Consider the following 26,458-nt stretch of genomic DNA (forward strand, 5'->3'; position numbering starts at 1 on the left):
CGAGTGGGGAGAGGCCGACCGCGAACTTCGGTTTTTCCTGTGGGTCAGTTCCCCTCGCCCTTGCGGCGGCGGGAGCTTGCCACGAATGCTGCCCCGAGGAGCAGGATCAGTGCGCCGGAGCCCAGGATCCACAGCGTGGAGTCATCCGCGCCCGTGGTCGCCAGCGGCGGTACCGGCTTGCGCGGCGGAACCACGACGACCGGCGCCGGATTCACCGGTGGGACCACGACCACCGGTGCCGGATTCGCCGGCGGGACCACGATGACCGGCGGCGCCGGCAGCAGGTGCTGCTCCTCCGGGGTCGGGTGCACGGTCTTCGACGGCGGGACATCCCCGTTGCCGGTGGCCACGTTCACCAGGATCTCGTCCCAGGCCTCGTCATCCACCGTGATGGAGTAGGTGAGGGTCTTCTCCTCGCCGACCGCCAGGTCGCCCACTGTCCACACCAGCTTGCTGCCGTCGATGGCAGACTCGCCGCCACTGAGCTGCAGGCTTCCCTCGTCGAGGGTTGCCGCGTGCTGCCAACCGGCCATCTCGTCGGTGACGACCGCCCCGGTGTACACGAACTCGCCGGTGTTGCGCACCGTGAGGGTGTAGCTGACGGTGTCCCCTGGCCAGACGATGGTGCCGCTGGCCGGGTTCGAGGTCTTCACCAGCGAGTAGCCGCGCGGGTTCTTCACCGGGGTCTCGCAATCGCGGGATGCGGTGCTTTTGCCGTTGGCGCTCAGGGTGGCCTCGTTCAGGAAGCCGCCGTCGGTGTTGGTGTCCTCGGGCTGGCAGGTGCCGGCCTCGGACCCGATGACCCCGTCCGCCAGGACCGCGACGACGTGCACCACGTAGGTGTGGGAGTCGCGTGCCTCGAGGTTGCGGTCGGTGGCCAGCACCGTGCTCGTCTGCGTGCCGGGGTTCTCCCAGCTGCCGGCCTCGTCGGTGCCTTCCAGGGTCCAGTTGGCGCTGGTGGCGGTGATGCCGTCGCCGAAGCGCAGCGTGTCGGTGAGGTTGTAGCGGGTTGCCACGTCCGAGGTGTTGTTCACCACGACCGTGTAGTGCGCATCCCAGCTGCCATCCGCGTTCTCCTCGGCCGTGACGGCCGTCTTGACGACGTTGCTGCTCGGTGCCGGGATTTCCAGGCAGGCACTGTCCGTATCGGACTCGTTCCCTGCGGTGAGGACACCGGTGTTCAACAGGCCGTGGCCTCCCTCGCCGCATACCCGGTCCGCATCGTTGATCGCGGAGGTCAGGGACACGTTGACGATGACCGTGAAGGTGTGGACAGCTCCCGATTCCAGGACCTGGTCCGCCACCACGACGTCGTCGGTGGAGTCCTTGCCGTGCCATCCCTCGTTGACCACGACGTCGGTGGAGCTGACGTAACGGTCGTTGACGGTGACGCCGTCGGCGAAGGCCGGGGTGTCGGTGAGCGTATAGTTCGCGCTCGTGCCGTCGGTGGCCGGGTTGGCGACGATGAGCGTGTAGCTCGCGTCCCAGGTGCCGTCCCAGTTTCCGTCGGCGTCCTCATGCTGGACCAACCCAAGTCCCTGCTTGTCGAGGCTCGGGGCAACCGGTGCCGCGCAGGCCGTCGCCTCTGTGTCCTGCCCGTTGGCGGTGATGGTGGCCGAGTTCAGGAACCCGGTGCCGTCCTCGCCGTCGACCAGTTCGCAGTTGCCGGCCTCGGTGCCCACCACACCGGCCGCGACGTCTGCGGTGACCGTGACCTGGTAGGCCTCGGTGGCTCCGGCGTCGATCAGCCTGTCGGTGGCCAGGACCTCGGTGTAATCCGGGGTCGCCAGGTCCCAGGCGCCCGAGTCGCCGGCCACGGGGCCGGTCCACGAAGCGCCGGTGACCGTGATGTCTCCGCCGAAGGACAGGGTGTCATCCAGCGAGTAGCGGCCCTGGACATCGTCGTTGTTGGTGACCTCCAGCGTGTAGGTGATGTTCCAGGTGCCATCGGCGTTCTGCCGGGTGCCGGTGACGGTCTTTTCGACCGTCGAGGCCCCGACCGTCACGCAGACCTCGACCGAGGTGCTGGCATCGTGGGTTGCCACGGAGGTGGCGGTGTTGGTGTGGGTGGTGCAGGTGCCGTCCAGGGCATCCGGGTTCGGGTTCGTGAAGATCACCTGGTAGGTGAACTGGGTGGGAACGCCGTCGGAGTTCCAGTCCGCGGTGCCCAGGGACACCGGGGTCTCGACGGTTCCGGCCTTGTCGTCAAAGACCTCAAGGTCCTTGTTGGTGGAGCCGGCTTCTGCGTATTTCACCTCGGCCGTGCCGGTGGCGGACACCTTATCGCCAGTGGCGTTTGCCCAGGTGGCGGTGGCGGTGTTCGCGCCTGTGTAGTCCATGTCCTGGGGGGTGCCGGTGCACGTGTAGTCAAGGACCACGGCGCCCGGGTTCCCTTCGGTTCCCACGGGGACCTCAACCTGCAGGCCGTCAAAGGTATCGTCGGCGTCCTCGGCGTTGATCTGGCAGGTCACGCCCTGGATGTCGAGGCTGTCGGAGACGGTGGCCGTGATGGCACCCTCGGCGAACTGGTTCGGGTTTTCCAGGGTGATGGTGCCGGAAACCGCGTGGTTCGAGTCCTCGAAGCCGGACGGGGTCGCGGCCACCGTGTAGTCGAAGGTTGCCGTCCCGTCCAGGCCGATCGCGACCTTGGTGGCCGAGACCTTCTTGTCCAACTCCCACAGGTATTCGCGGTCGAAGGATGCCTCGGCGGTCTTGGTGACCAACAGGCCCTCCTTGGCGCAGATCCTGACGTCCGTCGAGTCGGTGTTGTCGCCGGCGGCGCTCATCGACATGGCCTCGGCGGGGCCGTTCTCGGTGCTTTCCTCGAGCACCGCGTTGTTGGTGTAGGTGGTGCACTGTCCGGCGACTCCTGCGAGTTCCACCGGGTAGGTGAACGTCCTGGCGTCCTCGTCGTCTCCAACGCTGACGGTGCCCAGGTCGTGGGTGGCACCCGGAACCGTCTTGTCGTCGAGGACGTTGACCGTCTCGTCGATGCTGCCGGTCTGTGTGAACAGCACGTCGGCGTCGAAGGAAGCGGTGTTGTCCTGGCCGTCAACGCCGGTCCAGGTGACCGTGGCGGTGTTGGTGTGGCCCGAGTAGTCGGACTCGGCCAGCTCGCCCTCGAACACGCAGTCGTAGCTGACCGTGGTCTTGCCGCTGGTGACGGTTCCGTCCGTTTCGGTGGCCGCGGGGACCACCACGTCCGTGCCGCCGCCGGCGACGGTGCACGTTGCGCCCGGAACCGATGTGGCATCGCTGATGTCGACGCCCAGCTCGCCCAGCTGGTTCGGGTTGAACACGTCGATCGTGCCGGACATCGTCCAGTCCTGGTCGGCATGCCCGTCCAGGCTGGCGGTGACCGTGTAGTTCGCGGTCGCCTTGCCGTTGCCGTCAACGGTGAAGCCGGTCTCGTCGACCTGCTTGTCAATGCTCCAGTCGTAGTCGCGGGTGAATCCGGCCTTGACTGTCTTGACGACCGTCATGCCCTTCTCCACGCAGACCTCGACGGCCACGGAATCGGTGTTGTCCTCGTCGCTGCCGGCCTTTTCCTTGAGCACCGCGGTGTTGGTGAACGTGGTGCATTTGCCCGCCGTGCCCACCAGCTCCTGCGGGTAGGTGAAGACGTTCTCGCCGCCCAGGGTCGCGGTGCCCAGCTTCACGGGCTCCGCTTCCGGGTTGGTCAAGTCGTCGTAGACGTCGACCGAGGAGTCGGTGGTTCCATCGAGCGTGAAGTCCACGTCGACCGGATCGCTGGACGCGCTGCGGCCATCGCCCCAGGTCGCGGTCGCGGTGTTCTTGATGAAGCCGGCGTACTTGGCTTCGTCCACGCCGGCGGCAACGTCGCAGGTGTAGTCGAGCGTTGCCGTCTCACCGGCAGCGATCGTCACGTCCGCACCGCCGCTGACCGTGCAGGCGATGCCCGGGACGTTCAAGGCGTCGGTGACGTTGGCGCTGATCGAGCCGAAGTCGTTCGGGTTGTGGACGGTGATGGATCCACCGAGCGTCCAGCCCGAATCCGTGTGTGCATCCTGCGTTGCGGTCACGGTGTAGTTGGCAACGACCTTGCCCTCGCCATCGACGTTGAAGGAGGTCTCATCGACCTGCTTCTCGATCTTCCAGTCGTAGTCGCGGTCGTAGCTGGCCGTGGCGTCCTTGGAGACATCCAGGTCCGCCTCGACACAGACCGTGACGGTCTGCTCGTCGGTTGCCAGGATGTTCGTTTCCCCGGTTGCCACCATCGCCCTCGGCTCCCCGGCCATGCTGGCCAGGGTCGCGGTGTTGGCGTAGTCGGTGCAGGTGCCCAGCACGCCCGGGAACGACAGGTCGTAGGCGTCAAAAGTCGTGGGCCCGTCAATCCAGTGTGCGGTGCCCAGCAGGACCGGTTCCCCAACCGTTCCGGCCTTGTCGTCAAAGACCTGCACGTCCTCGTCCGTCACGGTGGCCTCGTAGGCGAAATTGACCGTGTTCTTGGCGGAAGCGGGTTCCCCGGCTGCGTCGGTCCATGTCACGAGCACGGTATTGGTGCCGTTGTAGCTGGCGGGTGTGCCGGCGCAGTGGTACGTCAGCTCCACGGTGCCGTCGGTGGTGCCGTCGGTGCCCGCGGGCACCAGGACCTGGAATCCGGCCTTGTCCGGATCATGATCCGTGGGGTTGGTGATGTCGCAAGCCAATCCGGCGATGCCCACGGTGTCCGTGACGGTTGCGGTGATCGCACCGTCAGCGAATTGGTTGGGGTTGGTCAGCGTGATCTTGCCGTCCAGCGTGAACCCGGTGTCGATCTTTTCCTTGGGTTCGGCCGTGACCGTGTAGGCGAACGTGGCCAATCCGTCCGGGGCGATAGTCTGCTTCGACGGCTTCGCGGACTTCTCCACGTCCCAGGTGAACAGGCGGTTGAAGGATGCGGTGGCGTCCTTGGCCACCTGCAGTCCGGCCTTGGCACAGACTTCCACGTCCTGGCTGGCCTTGTTGTTTGCGTCCTTGCCGTCGGTCGCGGTTTCCTCGTTCAGCACCGCGGTGTTGGTGTAGGTGGTGCACTGCCCGGCAGTGCCTTGGAGTTCAACCGGGTACGGGGCGAACGTCCTCGGAGCGTCGGACACGCTCGCGGTGCCCAGTTCATGCTCGGCCCCGGGAACGGTCTTGTCATCGACGACGGTGACGGAATCGTCGATGCTGCCGGTCTGCGTGAAGACGATCGGCGCGCTGTTGGTCACGGTGCGGTCCATACCGTCGACACCCTTCCAGGTGACGGTGGTGTGGTTCTTCTTGCCCGTGTAGTCGTCAGCCAAGACCTCGTCGGCAAAGGTGCAGTTGTACTGCACCGTGGCGCTTCCGTTGGTGACCACGCCCTCCGACCCGGTGGCGGCGGGAACATTCACGCCGGTGCCGTTGGCCACCGCACACATTGCTCCCGGGATCTCCGGGGTGTCGGTGACATCGACGGTGATCGCTTCCTGCTGGTTCGGGTTGAACACGGTGATCACACCGGTCATCGCCCAGTCCTGGTCCTTGTGCCCGTCCAGGAGCGCCTTGACCGTGTAGTTGGCGGTGGCCTTGCCGTTCCCGTCAACGGTGAACTTGCCCTGGTCGACCTGCTTGTCGATGCCCCAGTCGTAGTCGCGGGTGAAGCCCGCATCGACGGTCTTGACCACGGTCAGGCCGTCCTCGACGCAGACTTCGATGTCGGCGGATGATTCGTTGCCTTCGGGGTTGTCGTCGTCGCCCTCGAGAACGGCGGTGTTGGTAAAGGTGGTGCACCTGCCGGCAACGCCCTGCCAATCAACGTTGTAGTCAAAGGTCTTCGGTGACTGGTCGCGGATCACCGTGCCCAGCACGCCGTCATTCTCGGCGTAGTGGTCGTCGGTCACCGTGATCTCGGTGTCCGTTTCCGTGGCCAGTGCGAAGTTCGCGTCGATCGGGCCGCTGGAGGCGCTGCGGCTCTCTCCCCAGGTGGCCGTCGCGGTGTTGGTGATCTTGCCGGTGTAATCGGCTTCGGCCACGCCGGCTGAAACATCGCAGGTGTAGTCGAGCGTTGCCGTCTTGCCGGCAGCGACCACCACGTCCTGGCCTTCAGCGACGGAGCAGGTGATGCCCTCAACATTCAAGGCATCGGTGACATCGGCGGTGATTGAACCGAACTCGTTCGGGTTGGCCACCGTGATGGTGCCCGTGAGCTTCCACTTCGAATCCGTGTAGCCGTCCTGGGTGGCGGTCACCTTGTAGCCCGCGGTGACTTTGCCGTTCCCATCGACCTTGAAGGAGGTCTCGTCGGCCTTCTTTTCAATGTTCCAGTTGTAGTCGCGGTCGTAGGTGGCTTTGGCGGTCTTATCGACCACCAGGTCCTGTTCGACACAGACCGTGACGGCCTTGCTGTCGGAGTCCAGGGTTGCCTGGTTCCAGCCCTTCTCGGTCACGATCGCGGTGTTCGTGTAGTCGGTGCAGGTCCCCGGGGTTCCCTCGAACTTCAGGTCGTACGTGAATGCCGTGGGTACCTTGTCCTTGTTCCAGGTGGCCTCGCCCAGCAGCTCGGGGTAGTCGGTCTCGTAGACCTTGTCGTCGAAGACCAGGACGTTCTTGTCGTACTCGGTGTCGAGGAGGTACTCGACCTTGGCCGTTGCCTGGGTCGACTGCGGGGTGCCGGTCGCATCCTTCCAAGACACGTCGACCGTGTTGCTGCCCGTGTAGCTGGCGGGCTTGCCCGTGCACGTGTAGTCCAAGACGACGATGCCGTCGTCTTGCCCGATATTGGCCGGGACCAGGACCTGCAGTCCGTCGGTGGTCGGGTCGTGGTCGGTGGCCTGGATTTCGCAGGTCACGTTGCCGATGCTGACCGTGTCCGTGAGCGTTGCGGTGATCGCTCCGTCGGCGAACTGGTTCGGGTTGGTCAGGGTGATCGTGCCGTCCAGGGTTTCGTCAAAATCGTCAAAGCCGTTCGGGACTGCCTTGACGGTGTAGTTGAAGGTTGCCTTTCCATCCGGGGCGATCGTCTTTTCGGTCTTGTCGACGTCCTTGGTCACGTTCCACTGGTAGATGCGGTCGAAGGATGCCTTGGCGGTCTTGGAGACCTGCAGTCCTGCCTGGTCACACACGGTGGCGGTGGCTTCGTCGGAGGGGTTCTCCGAGCCGTCGCCTTCAAGCTCGAGCCAGGCCTTGTTGGTGAAGGTGCCGCAGGTGCCGGGATCCACTACGTGCTCCAGCTCGTACGGGAACGCCTTGGATCGAGTCGCCTTGTCCTTGACCTCGCCCCAGGAGATGGTGCCCACCTCGGTGCCTTCGGCACCGGGGGCCGCCTGGTCGTCGAATACCTTGACGGTTTCGTCGGTGATCGTACCCGGCTTGAATTCGATGGGCTTCGCCTCGCTGGTGGCTTCGCCGCCGGCCCAGGCAATCTTTGCGGTATTGGTTCCGCCGACGTAGTCGGATTCGGCTACATTGCTGGGATCACAGGCGTAGTTCACGGTCGTGGTTCCGGGAATCCAGTTCCCGTCGACCAGGGTGGCCTGCGGTACGTTGACCTGAATGCCGGCAGCGTTCAGGTTCACGTCTTGGGTGGCGTCGACGGTGCAGACCAGGCCTGTCAGCGACGTGCTATCCGAAACCGTGGTCTCGACGTCTCCGCCGAACTGGTTCGCGTTGGCCACCGTGATGGTGCCGCCCATGGACTTGGTGTCCGTGTAGCCCTCGCCGGTGACGTTGATGTCGTAGCCAACCGTCGCCTTTCCTTCGGGGCTCGCATTGACGGTCCCGTCGGTCTTGGCCGTTTTTTCGATGTCCCACGTGTAGGTGCGATCGTAGCTTGCAGCCACGGTCTTCGACACGCTCAAGCCGGCCGGGAGGCAGGCCTGGATGGTCGCGTCATCGGATGCGAGGACCTCAGTGGCGGAAACCTTGGCGGTGTTCGTGAACGGTACGCATTGTCCGGCGTCTGCCGTCGGGACCGTCCAGGTCACCTCGTAGTCCTTGGACTGTGGCTTCGTGCCGTCGGCCCCGTCAATGGTCCATGCGGGGTCAAAGGTGAACTCATCGTCGGTCACGGTCACGTTTTGGTTCAATGGGCTCTGCGTCCACGAACCAGCGGTGACCTCGGCGGCGCCCTCGTCGAACTCGCCGGGGGTTGAGGCTTCGGCCTTGCTCCAGTCAACCCTGGCGGTGTTGGTTCCCGTGTATCTGGGCTCCGAATCGAATTTACAGGCGTAGTCGAACTCGATGGAGCTGTCCTCCGGGATGACCGTCTGGAATCCGGGCTTGGTCGGGTCCAGGTCGGTCCCGGTGCCCGGGTTGGTCTGGCCGGTCACGGCACATACCGCGTCGCCGCCCACGTCCACCGCGTCGGTCAGGGTTGCGGCAACGTCCTGCCACTTGTTCGGGTTCTTCACCGTCATGGTGCCGGTCATGGCCCAGTTGCTGTCCACGTATGGCTGCGGCGTCACCGTCACCCGGTAATCGACGGTGACCTCGCCGTTCGCATTGGTGGTGTACTTCGTGTTGTCCTCAACCGGCTGGCCGTTCAGCAGCGGGGTCTTGTCGATCTTCCAGGAGTAGGCCCGGTTGAAGCTTCCCTGGACGTTTTTGGTGACTTCCAGGTTGGCACCGATGCACACCTGGACCGAAGCCGAATCGCTTCCGGTGCCGCCGTCGGCTTCCTTGTAGGTTGCGGTGTTGTCGTAGGCCGTGCATTCGCCGGAGACCCCTGGCCACTTGATGGAGTAGTTGAACGTCTTCGATGATTGCGCCGCGGTGACCTGGTTTCCGTCCGGAAGGGTGCTCAGGTCAAAGTTGTTGTCCGTGACGGTGACCTTGTCATCGGTGACGGTGGGTTCCACACCTGCGAAGGTGAAGTCCTTGGTGGCGCTGGCTTCGCCATCCGTCCCGAAGTAGGATGCTGCGTCCCAGTTGGCCTTGACGGTGTTTGTTCCCGAGGTTGCAGCCGTGGTTCCGGTCGGCATCTCACAGGTGTAGTTGAAGTTCGTCGTGCCGTTCGGAATCGAGATCGGGCCGGTAACGGCGGTGCCGCCGGCTGTTTCGATGGCACATTGCGCGCCGGGGAGGCTGTCGCTCAACGTCACGCCGTTGATCGCGGCGGAGTTGCTGTTCTCGACGGTGATGACACCGTCGACGACAAAGTTGCTGTCCTTCGGAGCACTGGCCTTGACCAACACGCTGTAGTCGACACTGACGTTCGTCGTCGGCGACTTCACGCTGGCATCCTGGCCGGTGGCAAGGTTCTTGTCGATGGTCCAGTCGTAGTCGCGGTCGAACCTGGGCTTGGCCGTCTTGGAGACCGCAAGATCCTTGTATGTCGTCTTGCTGTTGAGGAACGTACAGGCAACTTTGGCATTGTCCGCCAGATTGAATGAAGCAGTGCGTGCTGACATGTCGATCGTCGGGGTGACTCCGGTGCAGGTCAGGTCGGTGAGGTTCCAACCGGCGGAAAGGTCCCCTTCAGAAATGCTGACCCCTCCCGGTGCCACCGTGTAGGTGACGCTGTCCGGAAGGTCCGTTGCTCCGGAGTCCGAGGTTGCGCTGTCGTCCAGATCAAACGCAACCGTATCCCCGGTCTTCGCGGACTTCAGCAAGAACGAAAAGTCGGTGCCATCTGCTGGGACGGCGTCCTTGATGATCGTCACGAAGCCGGCTTGGACGTCGCTCGCCGAGATCTGGTTGTCCATCCTTCCCGTTTCAGCGCAATTCAGCGTTGACAACGACACGTGATAGGGGGAACCACTGATCGATGAGGCGCCGGTGACCGACCCATGGTCAAGTTCCGAAGCTATGTGTGCGCTGAAGAGGAGGGTAACCGAGGACGAAGTTGCATCAAAGGTGAGTTTGACGGTGTCTTCGCGTTCGCCTCCGGACCCCTCGATCACCTGGATATTGGTGATGGTACCGCCGGTCATTGAGTACTGGTCGATGAAGTCGTAGGCCCATGTGCCAGCTTTCTTGACCCGGTAATTAAAAACGAACTCGTTCTCGCCCGATGCCATGTTGATGAATTCAACCCGCTGGTGGACGTAGCCTCCTTCGTACAGGCCCTTGGACAGATTGCCGTTGGCAAATTCCGTGGTGTCGGAGCGTTGCATGAACGAATCAATCTTGCCGGTGTTGAGGTTCGTGTCGCAAACGCCGGCAACTCCGGCGAGGGCGGCCACGACGGGTTCTTCCTTTGCCAGGGACTCCTTCGATTCAGCTGCCGGTGCTTCGGTCTTCTTGGGAGCTTCGTTCGCGGGGGCCGGCGACGTCTTCGTCTCAAGGGGCTTCTTTGTCACTGGAGCTTCGGACTTGGGGGCCGCGGACTCCTGCGGTTCGGCGACCTTCTCGGCCGCGGGCGGTTCGGTGCCCTCGGCAGGTCCTTCCGCAGCCTTCTCTTCCGTGGCGGCGGCCACGGATTCCTTCTTCGACGCGTCCGATTCGACCGTCGTTTCGCCGTCCTTCACCGCGTCGAGCAGTTGCTGCTCCACGGCGGTGTCTTGGTTATCGGCTGGCGCGGCTGCGGCGGGATTGAATCCACCACCGCCAAACATCATCGTCGCAACGAGCGCCGTCGTTGCGCTGGCACCAACGGTTGAACGGACGACACCGTTCCTCCAAATGGATGCCAAAAAAGAGCCACTGCGCATCGCGCGGTGACCCTTTGGAATCCGTGCAGCATTATCCCCAATTTTGCCGAACACTTTAATTACCCCAATTACCCCAAGGGGCGCGACAACCACGCAATAAGCACCGTTTACGGAACGGCCCCAGCCGATCCGTTAGATAAGTTCAAACCCCAAGTTCAAACTTCCCCCAGTATTTATTGGGTCCCCAGCACCCAATTTTGTGTTGCTTGTGCTGCCGACATTCTAATCACACAATGTGTTCCACGTCTACTACAACCAATGGAATATCTATTTTCGGTCGAATTCAGAGGAATGGATACTCGATCTTGGGGCAGGTGTCCATCACGACTTCCAGCCCGGCTGCCTTGGCACGTGCGGCTGCCGATTCGTCAATGACACCGAGTTGCAGCCAGAGTGCATCCGCTCCGACGGCGATCGCCTGGTCAACAATGTCGCCGACTTTTTGCGAGTTCACAAAGCAGTCAACGACGGCGATGTGCCCCGGAATATCCGCCAACCGCTTGTATCCGGTGTTGCCCAGGACTTCCTCGCCGCTGAGGGATACAGGGATGACTTCCATCCCGAGTTGCTCCTGCAGAAAGTACGAGACCCCCGGTGCCACGCGCCGCGGGTTGTTGGTCAGTCCGACCACTGCCCATCGCGCGGGGGTTTGCAGGAGCCGGCGAACTACCGCCGGGTCGTTGACGTGGCGTTGGCCAACTTCGTTGCTCATGTTCCCTACGTTACCGCCATATTCTGGGTCTTGGCCCAAAGTCGATGCGTCGCCAAGACGCGACAGGGGAGCCAAAAGGTCAAGTGCCCTTCCGGCTCCCCGCATCTCCGGGGCCGCCCGATGCGATCTAGAGTGAGCGCTCCAGCGCCTGCTCGGTGTTAGCCGCCGAGTGCTCCGTGAAGGCGCCACGGAAACGCGCCGCCGGATGGGATTCCTCGAGGCGGGCACCGCGGCCGAAGACCTTCTCACGCAGGGTTCCCGGGGCGTACTCGGTCTGCGCCAGTCCGCGCTTGTGCAGCTCGGGCAGGATGCCGTCGATGAAGTCGGTGTAGGAGCCGGGCAGGATCTGGTTCATGATGTTGAGCCCGTCCATGCCGGCGTCCTGCCAGCGTTCGATCTCGTCCACGATCTGTTCCGGGGTGCCGGAGATCTGCTGGGCCTTGGCCCGGTAGCGTGCCAGGTCGCCAATGGTGGGCTTGCCTCCCGGCACCGAGGCAATGGCCGCCTCGAGGACGCCGCGGGCCCCCTCGGTCTGTACATCCCCCAGCGGGGTGTCCAGGTCCAGGCCGCCCAGGTCGATCCCGATGCCGCCACCGATGTGGGCAACGATTGCGTCGAGGTCCAGGTACTCGTCGTACTCTGCTTCCTTGCGCTTGGCTTCCTCCTCGGTGCTGCCGACCACGAAGGACAGTCCCGCAAAGACCTTCACGTCTCCCTTGGCGCGGCCTGCAGCGGCCTCGAGCTCGCGGATCTTGCCCACCTGCTTGGCCACGTACTCCGGGTGCGGGGCAAAGAGGAAGGTCGCTTCCGCATGCTGGGCAGCGAACTGCTTGCCGCGCGCGGAGGAGCCCGCCTGAAACAGGAACGGGGTGCGCTGCGGGCTTGGCAGGGCGGTGTGCGGGCCCTCGATGGAGTAGCGCTTGCCCTGGTGGTGGATCTTGTTGACCTTGGCCGGGTCGGCAAAGAGCCCCGATTCCTTGTCGGCAAGAAGTGCGTCGTCTTCCCAGGAACCCTCCCACAACTTGTAGGTGGCCTCGACGTATTCGTCGGCCCAGTCGTACCGGTCGTCGTGGGCGGCCAGGCCCGCGGCGCCGAAGTTGCGGTGCGAGTTCTCCAGCACGCTGGTCACGATGTTCCACGCAACGCGTCCGTTGGAGATGTGGTCAAGGGTGGAGAGCTGGCGCGCGAACTGGAACGGCGAGGCCTGCACCACCGAGCTGGTCATCGCCAGGCCGATGTCGCTGGTGGTCGCGGCGAGCGCCGAGAGCAGCACCAGCGGGTCGTGCGAGGGAACCTGCATGCCCTTGCGGACCATCGAGGCCCACCCGCCCTCGTGGTTGCCATACAGTCCCACGACGTCGGCAAAGAACATGTTGTCGAACTTCGCGTCCTCGAGCTGCTTGGCCAGGTCGACCCACAGCTTCAGCTCGTTGAAGCGGTGCTGCTGGGCCTCGGGATGGCGCCATTGGCCGCCGAGGATGTGGCTCGGGGTGTTCATCAGGAAGGCGCTCAGCAGCAGCCGTGGACGCGCATCAAAGGTACCCATTTACTTGCTCTCCGATTTCGAATCCTTGGCGTCCCCGATGGAGTGCAGCCCGGTGGGAATGGTGCCGTTGATGTAGTAGTCGCCCACCGAGCGGGCCTTGAAGGCCACGGGATTGTGGGTCGCGACGGTGCGGGCGTTGCGCCAGTGCCGGTCCAGGGACTTGCCGCGCGACACCGAGGAAGCACCGGTGACGTCAAAAAGTTCGCTGGTTGCATCCAGCACCAGTTTCGGGACGCTCACGTGTGCCTGCTGCACGGCAAGCTCCGCGCGGATAAAGGCAGCCGTCGGATCCAGACCCAGCGAGGTGTCGACCGCGGCATCTAGGTCGCGGGCGGCGGCGAAGACGATCGCGTCGGCCGCGTAGACGGCCGCGGCGATGCGGCCGACCTTTTCCTGGATCAGCGGGTCGTTGCGGAACAGGTCCCCGGAACCGGTGTTGAAGGTCCGGGTGCGCTCGCGCACCAGCAGTGCCGCATCCGCCAGCGCAGCGCGGCCGATGCCGGCCAGCACGCTCAGCAGCGACAGCTGGAAGAAGGCGGGCTCGAGCGTGGAGGAAACCTTGCGCGCGATGATGTCCTCGAATTCGACCACGACGTCATCAAAGATCGCGGTGCCGGTTCCCGTCAGGGGCTGGCCGAAGCCATCCCAGTCGTCAATGATCCGGACCTTGGCGTCGTCGGCGCGCACGATGGCGTACTGACGGCCCTCGACGCCTTCGGTGCTGGCCATGACCACGACCCAGTCGGCAAAGATCGACCCGGTCGTGTAGTACTTTTCCCCGTTGAGCAGCCACTGGCCGTTTTCCTCGCGGAGCTTGGTGTTGGTCGTGCCCAGGGCGTTGCCGCCCTTCTCGGTGGCCGCATTGCCGAAAATCTCGCCGGCAAGCACCCGCGGGAACCAACGGAGCCGGAATTCCTCGGGCTGCAGGGCAATGGTTTCGACAAAGGAGAAGTGCGAGCGCAACAGGTGCCCGACGTTGGAGTCGGCCGCGGAAAGTTCCACGATCAGCCGGAAGAGGTGCTCGTGGCTGACGGGTTCCCCACCGTAGGCTGCCGGGACCCGAAGCGTGGTGAAGCCCGCGTCCTTGAGCCACTTCACTGGTTCAAAGGGCAACACGTGGTCGTTTTCGCGCTCCACGGTGCCTTCGGCGATGCGCTCAAACACCGGGGCAAAGCGCGCGCTCAGCTCCGCGTAGCGGGCTTCGGCTGTTCGTTCCTTCACGTACGTTGCACTCATTTGTCTTCCTTTGCATCCATGAGTTTCAAGAAATTGTTGTCCAAGGCCTAATTCGTTGCCATCTCGCGCAGCAGCGCCCCGGGGTTCGAATCCAGCAGGAGCCTGGTGTATTCGCTGGCGGGACTGTTCAGGACCTGTGCCGCCGCCCCGACCTCGACCAGCCGGCCTTGGCGCATGACTCCCACATCGTGGGAAATGCGTTCGACCACATGCAGGTCGTGGGAAATAAAGAGGTAGGACAGGCCCTGGTTGATCTGGAGATCTTCCAGGAGCGCCAGGATCTGCGCCTGGGTCAGGACGTCGAGTGCGGAAAGGGCCTCGTCCAGCACGAGCGTCTTGGCACCCAGTGCCAGCGCCCGGGCAATGGCCACGCGTTGGCGCTGCCCGCCGGAGAGTTCCTTGGCACCCAATGCGGCCATGCGGCTGGGCAGGTTGACCGCGTCCAGCAGCTCGGCCACCCGGATCCTGCGTTCGGCCTTGCTGCCGACCTTGTAGTTTTCCAGCGGTTCGCTGATGATCCGGGACACCGAGTAGCGCGGGTCCAGGGCCGAATCCGGGTTTTGGTACACCAGCTGCAGGCTGCGCCAGAGTTCGCGCTTGGCGGCCCCGCGCACGTGGGTGACGTCCTGTCCGTGGATTTTCACGATTCCGGCGGTGGGCTCCAACAGCCTCATGATCATCCGCGCGGTCGTGGATTTCCCGGAACCGGACTCGCCCACCAGGGAGAAGGTCGTGCCGGGGCGCACCGCGAACGAAACCTCGTCCACGGCCGCGCGTTCGGTTTTCCCGCTGCCGAAGATCTTGCCCAGGCCCGCCACCTCGATGGCCGGGACCTCGATGCCGCGTGCATCGCCGGTGGTCCGTGATCCGTCGCCCGAGGCGGTGGCCTCGGTGAGCAGCATTCGGGTGTAGGGGTCTTCGGGTGCCCGCAGGATCTCACGCACCGGGCGGTCCTCGCGGATCCGCCCGTGCTGCATGACAACGATGCGGTCGGCGATGTCCGTGGCCACGGCGAGGTCGTGGGTCACGAAGATGACAGCGGTTCCGAGCTCCCGCGCCAGCTTGGTGAAGACCTCCAGGATCGTCTGCTGGACCGTGACGTCCAGGGCGGAGGTGGGCTCGTCGGCAATCAGCAGCTCGGGCTCCAGCGCGAAGGCAATGGCAATGAGCACCCGCTGCTTCAGACCGCCCGAAAGCTCGTGCGGGTACTGGCCGATGCGCTGTTCCGGGGTGTCGATCCCGACCAGTTCCAGCAGCCGGATGACTTCGGCGCGCAGCTGCGCCTTGGAGCGCTTGCGGCCCTGCGGGTGCAGGCGGAAGACCTCGGAGATCTGGGATCCCACGGTCTTCACCGGGTCCAGTGAAGCTCCCGGATCCTGCGGGACCATGCCGATACGCCGGCCGCGGATCGATTCCAGCTCCTTGGCCGCCATGTCCAGGAGGTTCCCGCCGGCCAGGTCGATGCTGCCGTCCAGGATCCTTGCGGATTCGGGAAGCAAGCCGATGATGGCCTTGGACAGGGTGGACTTGCCCGAACCCGATTCGCCGACCAGGGCAACGATTTCCCCGGGCCTGAGGGCGAGGTCGATGTTCTCCGCGGCGACGACCGCTTCGTCGCCGTGGCCGTAGGTGATGCTCAGCCCGCGGATATCCAGCAATGCTGGTGCCGAGTCGATGGTGCTCATGCTGTTCTCCTGGCTAGAAACGGAAGATCTTGTGGAGCTGGCGGCCGAGTCCCGCAAGCAGGATGACCACCGCGACGATGACCACGCCCGGAAGGGTCGTGAGCCACCAGGCCGAGGCGAGGTATTGGCGTCCCTCGGCGATGAGCAGGCCCCATTCGGGGGTCGGCGGCGGGGACCCGAAGCCCAGGAAGCCGAGCCCGGAGATCGCCAGGATGGCAACCCCGAGGTCCACGGCCAGCAGCGCCAGGACCGGGCCGCAGGAGTTGGGCAGGATGTGCTTGAAGACCACCGACCAGTAGGTCCCGCCGTTCATGAACGCGGCTTCGACGTAGTCAAGGCTGCGCACCCGCAGCACCTCGGAGCGGACGACGCGGGCGAAGGATGCGATGGAGGCGATGCCCACGCCGATGCCCAGGGAGATCGGTCCCGGCGCAAAGGCGGTGACGATGATCAGCGACACCAGGAAGCCCGGGACGGCAAGCAGCACGTCGATCAGGCGCATGGTCACGGCGTCGGCGGCACGTCCCGCGGTTGCGGCCAACAGGCCCAGGCCGGTTCCCACCACGAGGCCGATGGACACGGCCAGTCCCGCGGTCAACAGGGTCTGGCTGGTTCCATGGACCACCCGGGCAAACACGTCCCTTCCCAGGTGGTCGGTGCCGAACCAGTGTTCGGCACCGGGAGCCTGGAACTTCTGCGCGGGAACACCGCTGATGGGGTCGAATCCGCTGAAAAGCGTCGGGAACAGCGCCCAGCCCAGGACCATGGCCAGCGGGGCGCAGGTGAGCCAGAAGGCGGGGGAACGAAGGGCGCCGGCCTTCTTCCTCGGCGCGGCAACCTCGTCCACCTTGAGGGGTGCAACGACCGGGACGTTGTCCTGGGCCTCGACCCGGGTCAACGGTTCATCTAGTTTGATGCTCATGGTTTTCTCCGTTCGTTCCTAGGCCACAAGTGCGCGCGGTGCCCCGTGCGTTCCACTCTTGAGGATCCGCGGATCCAGCAGCGGGTAAAGCAGGTCGACCACCAGGTTCACCACGACGAATGCCGTGGCCGTGAGCAGTACGAGCCCCTGGACCAGGGCGACGTCCTGCGCCGTGACCGACTGCAGCACGACCTGGCCCAGGCCCGAGCGGGCGAACACCGTCTCGGTGATGACGGATCCGGCAAGCAGCGTTCCCACGGTGATCCCGCTGATGGTCATGGCCGGTGCCGCGGCGTTCTTCAGGGTGTGGCGGAAGAAGATCCACGACGGCGAAGCACCCTTGGCGCGCAGCACGTCGATGAACGGCTGGGCGTGCACATTGTCCACGCTCTTGAGGAGCACCTGGGCGATCGGGGCGGAGACGTGGATGGCCAGCACGAGCACCGGAACGGCGATCGAGGCAAAGGACCCGTCCGGGAACAGCGACATGATTCCCAGCTTGATGGACAGCACCTGCAATAGCACCAGTCCCAGCCAGAACACCGGGACCGCCGCGAAGAGCGGCGGCAGGTTGAGCACCAGCCGCTTCAGCCACGCCTTGCGTGCCAACGTGGCCGAGGCGACCAGCACCACCGCGAAGACGACCGCGGTGACGAAGGCGCTGGAGGCCAGCACCAGCGTCGATCCGACGACGGCGCCGATGCGTTCGGCAACCGGCTGGCCCGAGGCCAGCGAGTAGCCGAAGTCCCCGGTGAAGAGGCCGGCCAGTTGGCTGAAGTACTGCACGATCAAGGGCTGGTCGTAGCCGTACTGCGCCTTCATGGCGGCAATGGTTGCCGGGTCGGCCGCAGCATCGGCTGAAAGGAAGATCGTTACCGGGTCATTTGGCAGCAGCTGCACGGCCAGGAAGACCAAGGTGTAGGCAAGCCAAATGACGAGCAAGGCTTGTCCGATGCGTCGCGCGATGTATGCGGCCATGGTTGGCTACTTTCCGGTCTTCCAGGCGCCCTGGAAGATCGGGGCGGTGCCGGAGGTGAATTCAACGTGGGCGTCGGAGTTGCCGCCGTAGACCTGGACTTCGTCCCACAAGACGAGGGACAGCGCCTTTTCGGTGACCAGCTGGCGCTGTTCCTCGGCGACCAGTTCCTTGTGCTCCGCTTCGCTGGTGGCGGCGCGTTCCTTGGCGAACAGCGCGTTGAGCTCGGTGTCGGCGTTCAGCGTCTGGGTGTTGTTGGCCGGGCCGAAGACCGGGCCCAGTCCGCCGTATGCAAACTGGCGGGTCCCGAAGAACTCGATGTTCGGATCGATCATGGCCGTGGCCAGGAAGGTGTTGTCGGCGGCGCGGTTGATGAGCTTGACGCCGATTTCGCGCCACTGCTGTTCGATCAATTCGAAGGCGGGCTTGATGACGACGGAGTTGTTCGAGCTGGTGATGGTGAGTTCCAGCTTCTTGCCGTCCTTCTCGCGGACGCCGTCGGCTCCGACGACCCAGCCTGCCTCGTCGAGCAGGGCCTTGGACTTTTCCGGGTTGTAGGCCAGGTCCGCGGACAGGTCGATGAATCCGGGTGCCGCGTGGTTCAGGACGGAGTCGGCGATGACGTAGCTGTCGGAAAGCACGGTGTCCTTGATGGACTGGCGGTCGATGCCGACCTGGAGTGCCTGGCGCACCTTGGCATCGGCGAGCTTGCCGTTGCCGATGCGCACCGCTGCCATGTTCGTGGTCAGGTCGACGCCCTGGGCCGGAAGGACCTGGTCGCCGCTGCTCTTGAGTGCCTGCTCGTCCACGGGCTGGAGTCCGCGCACCAGGTCGACCTGCCCGGTTTGCACGGCGCCGGCGCGGTGGGCGACCTCGGGCAGGTACTTCACCACGAGCTTGTCCAGGTATGCGGCGCCCTGGTTGGGGGCCGTTTCCGGTGCCCACTTGTAGTCGGCGCGCTTGGCGAAGGTGACTTCCTCGTCGGTCTTTTCGGATTCAAAGACGAACGGGCCGGATCCGATGATCTTCGCGATCGCCGACTGTCCGGCATTGTCCAGCTTCAGTGTTGCCGGGGAAACCAGGCCCGCAGTGACTGACGAAGTGGCGCGCAGGAAGTTGGCGTCCGGTGCCTTGAGCGTGACCTTGACCTGGTTCTTTCCCACGACCTTCGAGGACTTGTAGGAGGCGAAGTCGACGTTCGGTGCGACCTGCGCGTCCTTGATCCCCAGCCCAAGCGCGTCAAGGTTTTCCTTCACGGCCTTGGCATCGAGCGGAGTTCCGTCGGAGAAGGTCACGCCGTCACGGATGGTGAAGGTGAATTCGGTCTGGTCCTTGCTGGCGCTGAACTCGGAGGCGATCCAGCTTACGAGCTTTCCCGATTCCGTGTCGAAATAGGTCAGGCGGTCCAGCACGCTGTTGAGGACGTTGGACTTCTCGTAGAAGCGTGCGGCCTGGGTCTGCCAGTTGTTGATCGGGGCGACCTCCGCGTAGACGAAGGTTCCTCCCTGCACCGGCTCGGTGCTGACCGGGCCGGCCGCGTTGCCCGTTGCTGGGGCTCCGGACCCGCACGCGCTCAGTGCAAGGGTGGCGACGGAAAGTACCGTAAGAATCTTGACGCTGAGGCTGGCGCGAATACGTCGCTTGGCCGGTGGGTTGGTGTTGCCCATGAGTATTTCCCTCTCGGTTCACCCGAGGAACGCCGCGACATGGCTGGTCAATCGGATACCGCGTGGGGCATGACGGTATTCGGTGGACCGCGCAGAGTTTGGCTATCTCCATCGGTCCTGGCGGTAGCACCGGCTCCCCGTGACGGGAGTGGTTGCTGCGACGTCAACGAGCCAGGTCTCTCAGTCGCTCTGGATGGTGTGTGCCCGTAAGTGGCTGGTTGCCGACTTCGAACACTTCAAGTGTGTTGCAGGATCTTCGATATGACCAAGGAAATGGGGCCCGCGGTGAAACAAACCGACGCAATGGGTCGATTCCTGGCTTGAATCGAGTCGCCGGACGTCACAAGACCGATTGTGACGCACCGATTTCCGGAAGCTTGCGTCATCATCGAGTCATGTTGACAATGAAGCGCTGGTATCGGCGGCATTTCAGCGCCCCGAAAAGCACTCCGACCAGTTCGCCGCTTGATGGTTACGGACCCTGCCAATCGCAAGATCCCATGCTCGGCCATCGCTTGCGGGCAGCGGTCCACCGTATGCCGGTGCGCCCCAAACGTGGTTGGATCGGTTCATGAAAAGCACGTTGTCGCAGCGCGCCAGGCACCGCAGGCTGCGCGTTCTGGGCATGCTCGCCGGCGGAGTCGCCGCCACTGCATTGACCGGCCTCCTGGGAGCCTGGGTTTACGCTCCGGCCGTCGGCTGGACCGTGGCAGCGCTGATTTACAACGCCTGGGTATGGATCACCATTGCCCCCATGGACCATGCCCGCACCGCGGCCCACGCACAGGAGGAGGACCCGGGATTCCAGACCACGGACCTGCTGATCCTCTTCGCGGCCATCGGCTCGCTGGCCGCGGTCGTGATGGTGATGGCCGGCAGCAGGGACCTGGCCGGAGGCGCAAGGTTGCCGTTGGCACTGCTGGCACTGACCTGCACCGCGATGTCGTGGCTGATGGTCCATACGCTCTACACGCTGCGCTACGCCATGATCTATTACAGCGGCACACCGGGCGGCATCGAATTCAACCAGGACGAGGCCCCGCAATACACGGACATCGCCTACATGGCGTTCAGCGTGGGCATGACCTACCAGGTCTCGGACACCAGCATCACCACGCGTGAAATGCGCTCGGCGGTCTTGCGCCACAGCTTGCTGGCGTTCCTCTTCGGCACCGGAATCCTCGCCACCACCATCAACCTGGTGGTCAGCCTTGCCGCGTAAATGGCTGGGGAGGCGGTGCATCCATGGTGCGCCACCTCCCCAACCGGCAGGGAACTTTGCCCCGCTATTACTTACTTGACCTCGGCGTTCGAGAACCGGTAGTTGGCCGCGCGGTGCGAGTCCTGGACCCGGTCGCCCTTGCCGAAGAGCTTGTTGCGCAGCGTGCCCTCAACGTAATCGGTCGGGTAGGCACCGCGGGCCTGCAGCTCGGGAACGATGAACTCGACGATGTCCTCGAAGGTGCCCGGGGTGATGGCGTAGGCCAGGTTGAACCCGTCCACGTCGGTGTCCTGCACCCACTCGATCAGCTTGTCGGCGACCTCGGTCGGCGAGCCCACGGTGATCGGGCCGAAGCCGCCCACGCCGACCCACTCGGCCAACTGGCGGATCGTCCACGGGTTCCCGGCGTCCCCGCTGGCCTTCTGGAAGGTCGCCACGGAGGACTGGATGGCGTTGGACTTCACGTTGTCGCCAATGACGTCGTCCGGACCGTAGGTGGACAGGTCGATGCCCATCCAGCCCGAGATCAGGGCCAGGGCGCCGTCGATGTCGGCGTAGGACTTGTAGTCCTCGAACTTTGCCTGGGCCGCTGCGGAGTCCACGTCCGTGATGATGGTCTGCATGGCGTAGATGCGCACATCGTAGCGGTCGCGGCCGGCGGCCTCGACCTCGTCGCGGATCTTGGTGACGGTGGCCTTGAGCAGTTCCTTGGTCGGGGAGGTCACGAAGACGGCTTCGGCGTTCTCCGAGGCGAACTTCAGCCCGCGCGGCGAGGTGCCCGCCTGGAAGACGACAGGGGTGCGCTGCGGGCTGGGCTCGGTGATCGCGATGCCCGGGACCTTGAAGTACTTGCCCTCGTGCTTGATCTCGTGGACCTTGGCCGGGTCGGTGAAGATGCCGCGCTCGGCGTCGCGCACCACCGCGTCCTCTTCCCAGGAGCCCTCGAGCAGTTTGTACACGACCTCCATGTACTCGTCGGCGTGGTTGTAGCGCTCGTCGTGCTCGAGCTGGTCTTCCTGGCCCATGTTCCGGGCGGCGGAGGGCAGGTAGCCGGTGACCACGTTCCAGCCGATGCGACCCTTGGTCAGGTGGTCAAGGGTGGCCAGGCGGCGGGCAAACGGGTACGGGTGCTCATAGGCGGTGCCGGCGGTGACGCCGAAGCCGAGGTTCTCGGTCACCGAGGCCATGGCCGAGACGAGCATGAACGGGTCGTTGACCGGGACCTGGGTGCCGGCACGCAGCGGAACCTCGTTGGAGCCGCCGAAGACGTCATAGGTGCCCAACACGTCGGCGATGAAGATGCCGTCGAACTTGCCCTTTTCCAGGGTCTTGGCCAGGTCGGTCCAGTAGGACAGGTCCTTGTAGCGGGCTGACTGGTCCTTGGGGTGCTTCCACAAACCCGGGGACTGGTGTCCCACGCAGTTCATGTCGAAGGCGTTGAATCGGATCTGGCGTGTGGCCGGCGTCGTGCTCATGGTTGTCCTTTGCGGGAGTGTCGGGTGGTTGTCGGTCCGGTACGGGACGGGCCGGCGGTGTGGGTTCTGGGGGCGGGATGCCTAGGGCAGTGCGGTGGCCGGGGTCGGGCCGACGTCGCCGATGGCGTTCAGCTGCTGGGGCGCCGCGCCGTTGACCTCGTAGTCGCCGATGATCCGCGACTTGTAGATCGCCGGGTTGTGCGTGGCCACGGTGCGGGCGTTGCGCCAGTGCCGGTCGAGGTTGCAGCTCGTGGCGGTTGCCGAGGCGCCCAACCCGTCAAAGAGCTTGGTCGCAGCGGAGAGCGCCAGCGGTTGCACGATGGCCTGGGCCCGGTCCGCCGAGAGCTCGCAGACCGCGAAGCGCTCGGCCGCGCTCAGCGACGTGTCGGCCAGGGCGACCTCGATCTCCGCAACCGCCGCCAGGACGATGGAATCAACCGCGAACGCGGTGCCGGAAATCTCCCCGACCAGCTGCAGGACCTGTGGCTCCTCGCGCACCGGCACCCCGGTTCCGGTGCTGAACGACCGGGTGCGGGCCTGGACGGCGGAGCGCACGTCGTTGAGCGCCGCGCGGGTGATCCCGGCCTGTACCGCCAGGAGCACCAGCTGGAAGATCGCGGATTCCGGATCGTTGATCTGCTGCTCCTCGGGAAGGACAGTGTCGACCGGGACGTTCTCGAACGTGGTCGATCCGGTCCCGGTGAGCTGCTGGCCGAAGCCGTCCCAATCATCAAAGATCTTCACGCCGGAGTGCTGGGTGGAGACCACGGCGATCTGCCGTCCGGCGCGGGTGGGGTGAGCCGCGGCGACGGCGACCCAGTCGGCGTAGATGGTGCCGGTGCAATAGTATTTTTCGCCGTTGAGGATCCAGCGCTCCCCATTCTTGGCGATGGTCGTATTCAGCGTGCCCAACCGGTTTCCGCCACGTTCGGTGTAGGCATTGCCGACGATCTGTCCGGCAACGATGCGTTCGACCCAGCGGTGCCGCAGGGCGACGTCTTCGAGCTGCAGCACGGATTCCACGAAGCCGATGTGCGAACGCCAGAGGTGTGCGACCTGCGAATCGGCCTCGCCCAGTTCGATGAGCAGGCGGAACAAATCCAGCAGGCTGGCCCCGTAGCCGCCCTCGGCCGCCGGGATGCGCAGGGCCCCGAAGCGCTCGCGGTTGAGCCAGCCGACCGGCTCGAAGGGAAGTGTCCTGTTCGCGTCGCGCTCGCTGGCCCCGGCAGCGATCTTGGCGAAGACCGGGCGGAAGATTGCGGCCAGCTCGTCGTAGTGCCCGTCCTTGGGGACTCCGGGGGTGAGCTTGAGCAGGTGCCTGGCAGGGGTGTTGCCGGTGAACGCGTCTAGATTGACGGCCCCGAAAATGTTCGGATCCGCTTCGACATTGTGTGCATCGTTGAAAGACTCGACAGCCATGATTTCTCTCCATCGGTTCTGGCGTGAGCACCTACCGCCCAATCAAGGGGAGGGGTTGCTGCGGCGTCATGGAGCCAGATCTCTCGGCCGCTCTGGATGGTTGTTGGTCATATTTCTACACGCCGCGGCGCAGGGGTGACAACTCGGATCGTCACAATTGGGCCCTGCGCCACCGGCTGGATGGCGATCCACCAACTCAGTCCGGCCCGCGGGAATCATCGGATGTGCGGCGTTCTTCAGGCCATTCATTCGAAGCATCTGCCAATATCCCTCGGACCTGCCGAAAAACCCCGTCGGCCGTACAATCATTGGCAAATAGGATGGTGGCATGAGACTTCCAGTGTCCTTCCCGGGTGCCAGCTGCACCGGGAACACTGATTCGCAGCGTTTCCGCCATTCGATAATTTTCGATTTATACGAAGATTATTCGACCTTGAAACCAAGAAAAGCCTGACATCGAACGTTCCGTCACATTACGGTCGGTTTGCTCCCGTGACACGCCATCGAGTTTGATGAATGAAACTACCCATCCCGAGCGGCCGAGAGATCTGGCTCCCTGACGCCGCAGCAACCACCTCCGTCAGGTGAAGTGCTAACGCCAGAACCGATGGAGAACAAAATGCCTGAAACCCTTTTGCCCGTGCTCGCTGCCGAGGAAACCTTGTGGAGCGAAGACGAACGCCTCGCGTTCTGGGATGCCGCGGCGCGGCGCCTGAGCTGGTCCGAGGACTGGCACACCATCCACTCGAGCACCGGTGTCGATGCCGAGGCCCGGCGCGGGCCCGAGCTTCGCTGGTTTGAGGGCGGCAAGCTCAACGCCGCCTACAACTGCGTGGACCGCCACGTGGAAGCCGGGCGCGGCGACAAGGTCGCCCTGCACTTCGAGGGCGAGCCCGGCGACAGGACGACCGTCACCTACCAGGACCTGCAGGACCGGGTGTCCCGGGCCGCCAACGCGCTGCTCGCCCTGGGCGTGGGCAAGGGCGACCGCGTGGTCATCTACCTGCCCGTGCTCGTGGAAACCGTGGTCATCACCCTGGCCTGCGCGCGCATCGGCGCGGTGCACTCGCTGGTCTTCGGCGGCTTTTCCGCAGAGGCGCTGAGGTTCCGCGTCGAAGACACCGGCGCGAAGCTGCTGGTCACCACCGATGGGCAGTTCCGCCGCGGCGAGGCCGTGCCGGTCAAGGACAACGCCGATGCCGCGGTTTCCGGGGAGAACAGCATCGAACACGTGCTGGTGCTCCGGCGCACCGGGAACGAGATCGCCTGGACCGAAGGCCGGGACGTGTGGTGGCACGAAACCGTCGACACGGCGAGCAAGGAGCACTCCCCCGAGGCATTCGACGCCGAGACCCCGCTGTTCATCATGTACACCTCCGGCACCACCGGCCAGCCCAAGGGCCTGGTCCACACCACCGGGGGCTACCTGACGCAGGCCTCCTGGAGCCACGAGTTCCTCTTCTCCCATCCGGACCCCGCGCAGCGGGAAAACGATGTCCACTGGTGCACTGCGGACCTGGCCTGGGTCACCGCGCACACCTACGAGATCTACGGGCCGCTGTCCAACGGCGTCACGCAGGTCATCTACGAGGGCGTGCCCAACGCCCCTCACCCCGGGCGCCACTTCGAGATCATCGCGCGCTACGGCGTGACCAGCTACTACACCGCGCCCACCCTGGTGCGCTCGCTGATGGGCTGGTTCCCCGAGGGGGTCCCTGCCGACTACGACCTGTCCTCGATCCGATTGGCCGGAACCGTGGGCGAGGCCGTGAACCCGGAGGCATGGCGCTGGCTGCGCAGCCAGGTCGGCCGCGACACCGAAGCCGGCATTCCGATGGTCGACACCTGGTGGCAGTCCGAAACCGGCTCCACGATCCTTTCCCCGCGGCAGGGGGACACCGAGTTCAAGCCGGGCTGCGGCACCCGGGCGCTGCCCGGGGTAACCGTGGACATCGTCGACGAACAAGGAGCCGGGGTGGAGCCGAACGTGCAGGGCAACATCGTGCTGACCAAGACCGGCCCGGCCATGGCCCGCACCGTGTGGGGAAACCCCGAGCGCTACTACACCTCCTACTGGGAAAAGTATGCCGAGCAGGGCTGGTTCCTGGCCGGGGACGGCGCACGCTTCGATGCGGACGGGGACATCTGGATCCTGGGCCGGACCGACGACGTCATCAACATCTCCGGGCACCGACTTTCGACGATCGAGATCGAATCGGCGCTGGTCACCCACCCGGCGGTCGTCGAGGCCGGGGTCTGCCCGACCAAAGATGCCAAGACCGGCCACGCGGCCACCGCTTTCGTGGTGCCCTTCGACAAGTCGGTGGTGGGCACGGACCTGTCCGGCGAGGCGCTGGCCAGGCAGCAGGCACTCACCACCGAGCTGCGCAACCACGTGGCAACCCAGATCGGTCCGATCGCCAAGCCGCGCGAAATCGTCTTCGTGCCCGACGTGCCCAAGACCCGTTCGGGCAAGATCATGCGCCGTCTGCTGACGCAGCTCTTTGAGGGCAGCGCCCTGGGCGACACCACCAGCCTGCAGAACGAGCCGTGCATCGCGGACATCAAGGAAATCTGCGAGCGCTAGAACCCCTTTTGGCGCACGGTCGGGCGCCGAACCGCACGACTTTCGCCCCCTTCCCCATGCCGCGGGAAGGGGGCGAAAGCCTTGGGCCCGGCACCCGACGCCCAAACCCATGGCGTCGGATGCACCCGACGGTTAAGCTTGGTGCTGGGCGTTCCAACCGGTCCAGCCCGCCCGGATCGCATGCCGCGATGCGGGGTTCCACCAATCACTTCAATCCGATTCCGTCCCCCTCCTGGCCAGACCCGGGCGAGCGGGAAAAGTTGGGCATGGCAATGCCGGTTGAACTCGATCAAGTGCCGCACGAGGCGTCCCTGCGCATGACGACCCCGCAGGCCGCCGCAGCCTGCGCCGTCCCGGATGCCGCCACCGATGCCGTGCTTGATTCCACGAGCCGGGAG

12 protein-coding genes and 3 riboswitches are annotated in these 26,458 nt (G+C 64.7%); of the genes, 2 read left to right on the plus strand and 10 right to left on the minus strand.

Going from position 1 to position 26,458, the window contains the following annotated elements; translation table 11 throughout:
• Nucleotides 1-44: 44 nt before the first annotated feature.
• From JOF46_RS01210 to JOF46_RS01245, 8 genes are all read right to left on the minus strand, one after another.
• Nucleotides 45-10,454, minus strand: coding sequence for a DUF7927 domain-containing protein (locus tag JOF46_RS01210; protein ID WP_209905651.1), 10,410 nt, complete (start codon nt 10,452-10,454; stop codon nt 45-47).
• Between the two features lie 442 nt (nt 10,455-10,896).
• A complete protein-coding gene (locus JOF46_RS01215; RefSeq protein ID WP_209905652.1) occupies nt 10,897-11,325 on the minus strand; it encodes a CoA-binding protein in 429 nt (142 codons plus the stop codon).
• Between the two features lie 127 nt (nt 11,326-11,452).
• Complete coding sequence (locus JOF46_RS01220; RefSeq protein ID WP_209905653.1) at nt 11,453-12,871, minus strand: NtaA/DmoA family FMN-dependent monooxygenase; 1,419 nt, start codon at nt 12,869-12,871, stop codon at nt 11,453-11,455.
• Nucleotides 12,872-14,107 carry an acyl-CoA dehydrogenase family protein gene (locus JOF46_RS01225; RefSeq protein WP_209905654.1) on the minus strand — a complete coding sequence of 412 codons (1,236 nt, stop codon included), beginning with the start codon at nt 14,105-14,107 and terminating at the stop codon, nt 12,872-12,874.
• Nucleotides 14,108-14,154: 47 nt separating this feature from the next.
• Nucleotides 14,155-15,792, minus strand: coding sequence for a dipeptide ABC transporter ATP-binding protein (locus tag JOF46_RS01230; protein WP_209905655.1), 1,638 nt, complete (start codon nt 15,790-15,792; stop codon nt 14,155-14,157).
• Between the two features lie 13 nt (nt 15,793-15,805).
• On the minus strand, nt 15,806-16,714 hold the full coding sequence (locus tag JOF46_RS01235; RefSeq protein WP_209905656.1) for an ABC transporter permease: 909 nt from the start codon (nt 16,712-16,714) through the stop codon (nt 15,806-15,808).
• An 18-nt stretch (nt 16,715-16,732) separates the two neighbouring features.
• Nucleotides 16,733-17,692, minus strand: a complete 960-nt coding sequence (locus tag JOF46_RS01240; RefSeq protein ID WP_209905657.1) for an ABC transporter permease — start codon at nt 17,690-17,692, stop codon at nt 16,733-16,735.
• A gap of 6 nt (nt 17,693-17,698) precedes the next feature.
• Entirely contained in the window at nt 17,699-19,357 is a 1,659-nt protein-coding gene (locus JOF46_RS01245; RefSeq protein ID WP_209905658.1) for an ABC transporter substrate-binding protein, read from the minus strand.
• Nucleotides 19,358-19,462: 105 nt separating this feature from the next.
• Nucleotides 19,463-19,557, minus strand: a riboswitch (SAM riboswitch).
• Between the two features lie 371 nt (nt 19,558-19,928).
• Here JOF46_RS01245 and JOF46_RS01250 point away from each other — a divergent pair.
• The gene (locus JOF46_RS01250; RefSeq protein WP_245347960.1) at nt 19,929-20,579 is read left to right on the plus strand and encodes a DUF1345 domain-containing protein; all 651 of its coding nucleotides are present in this window, start codon (nt 19,929-19,931) and stop codon (nt 20,577-20,579) included.
• 71 nt (nt 20,580-20,650) lie between these two features.
• Here JOF46_RS01250 and JOF46_RS01255 read toward each other — a convergent pair whose 3' ends face one another.
• Nucleotides 20,651-22,054: an LLM class flavin-dependent oxidoreductase gene (locus tag JOF46_RS01255; RefSeq protein WP_209905659.1), complete on the minus strand. Its 1,404-nt coding sequence runs from the start codon at nt 22,052-22,054 to the stop codon at nt 20,651-20,653.
• Between the two features lie 81 nt (nt 22,055-22,135).
• Complete coding sequence (locus JOF46_RS01260) at nt 22,136-23,473, minus strand: acyl-CoA dehydrogenase family protein (RefSeq protein ID WP_209905660.1); 1,338 nt, start codon at nt 23,471-23,473, stop codon at nt 22,136-22,138.
• 6 nt (nt 23,474-23,479) lie between these two features.
• Nucleotides 23,480-23,576: riboswitch (SAM riboswitch) on the minus strand.
• 420 nt (nt 23,577-23,996) lie between these two features.
• A riboswitch (SAM riboswitch) is annotated at nt 23,997-24,087 on the plus strand.
• Nucleotides 24,088-24,092: 5 nt separating this feature from the next.
• Here JOF46_RS01260 and acs point away from each other — a divergent pair.
• Nucleotides 24,093-26,060, plus strand: a complete 1,968-nt coding sequence (acs, locus tag JOF46_RS01265) for an acetate--CoA ligase (RefSeq protein ID WP_209905661.1) — start codon at nt 24,093-24,095, stop codon at nt 26,058-26,060.
• The last annotated feature ends 398 nt before the right edge of the window (nt 26,061-26,458 follow it).

Source organism: Paeniglutamicibacter psychrophenolicus (assembly GCF_017876575.1).
GTDB lineage: Bacteria > Actinomycetota > Actinomycetes > Actinomycetales > Micrococcaceae > Paeniglutamicibacter > Paeniglutamicibacter psychrophenolicus.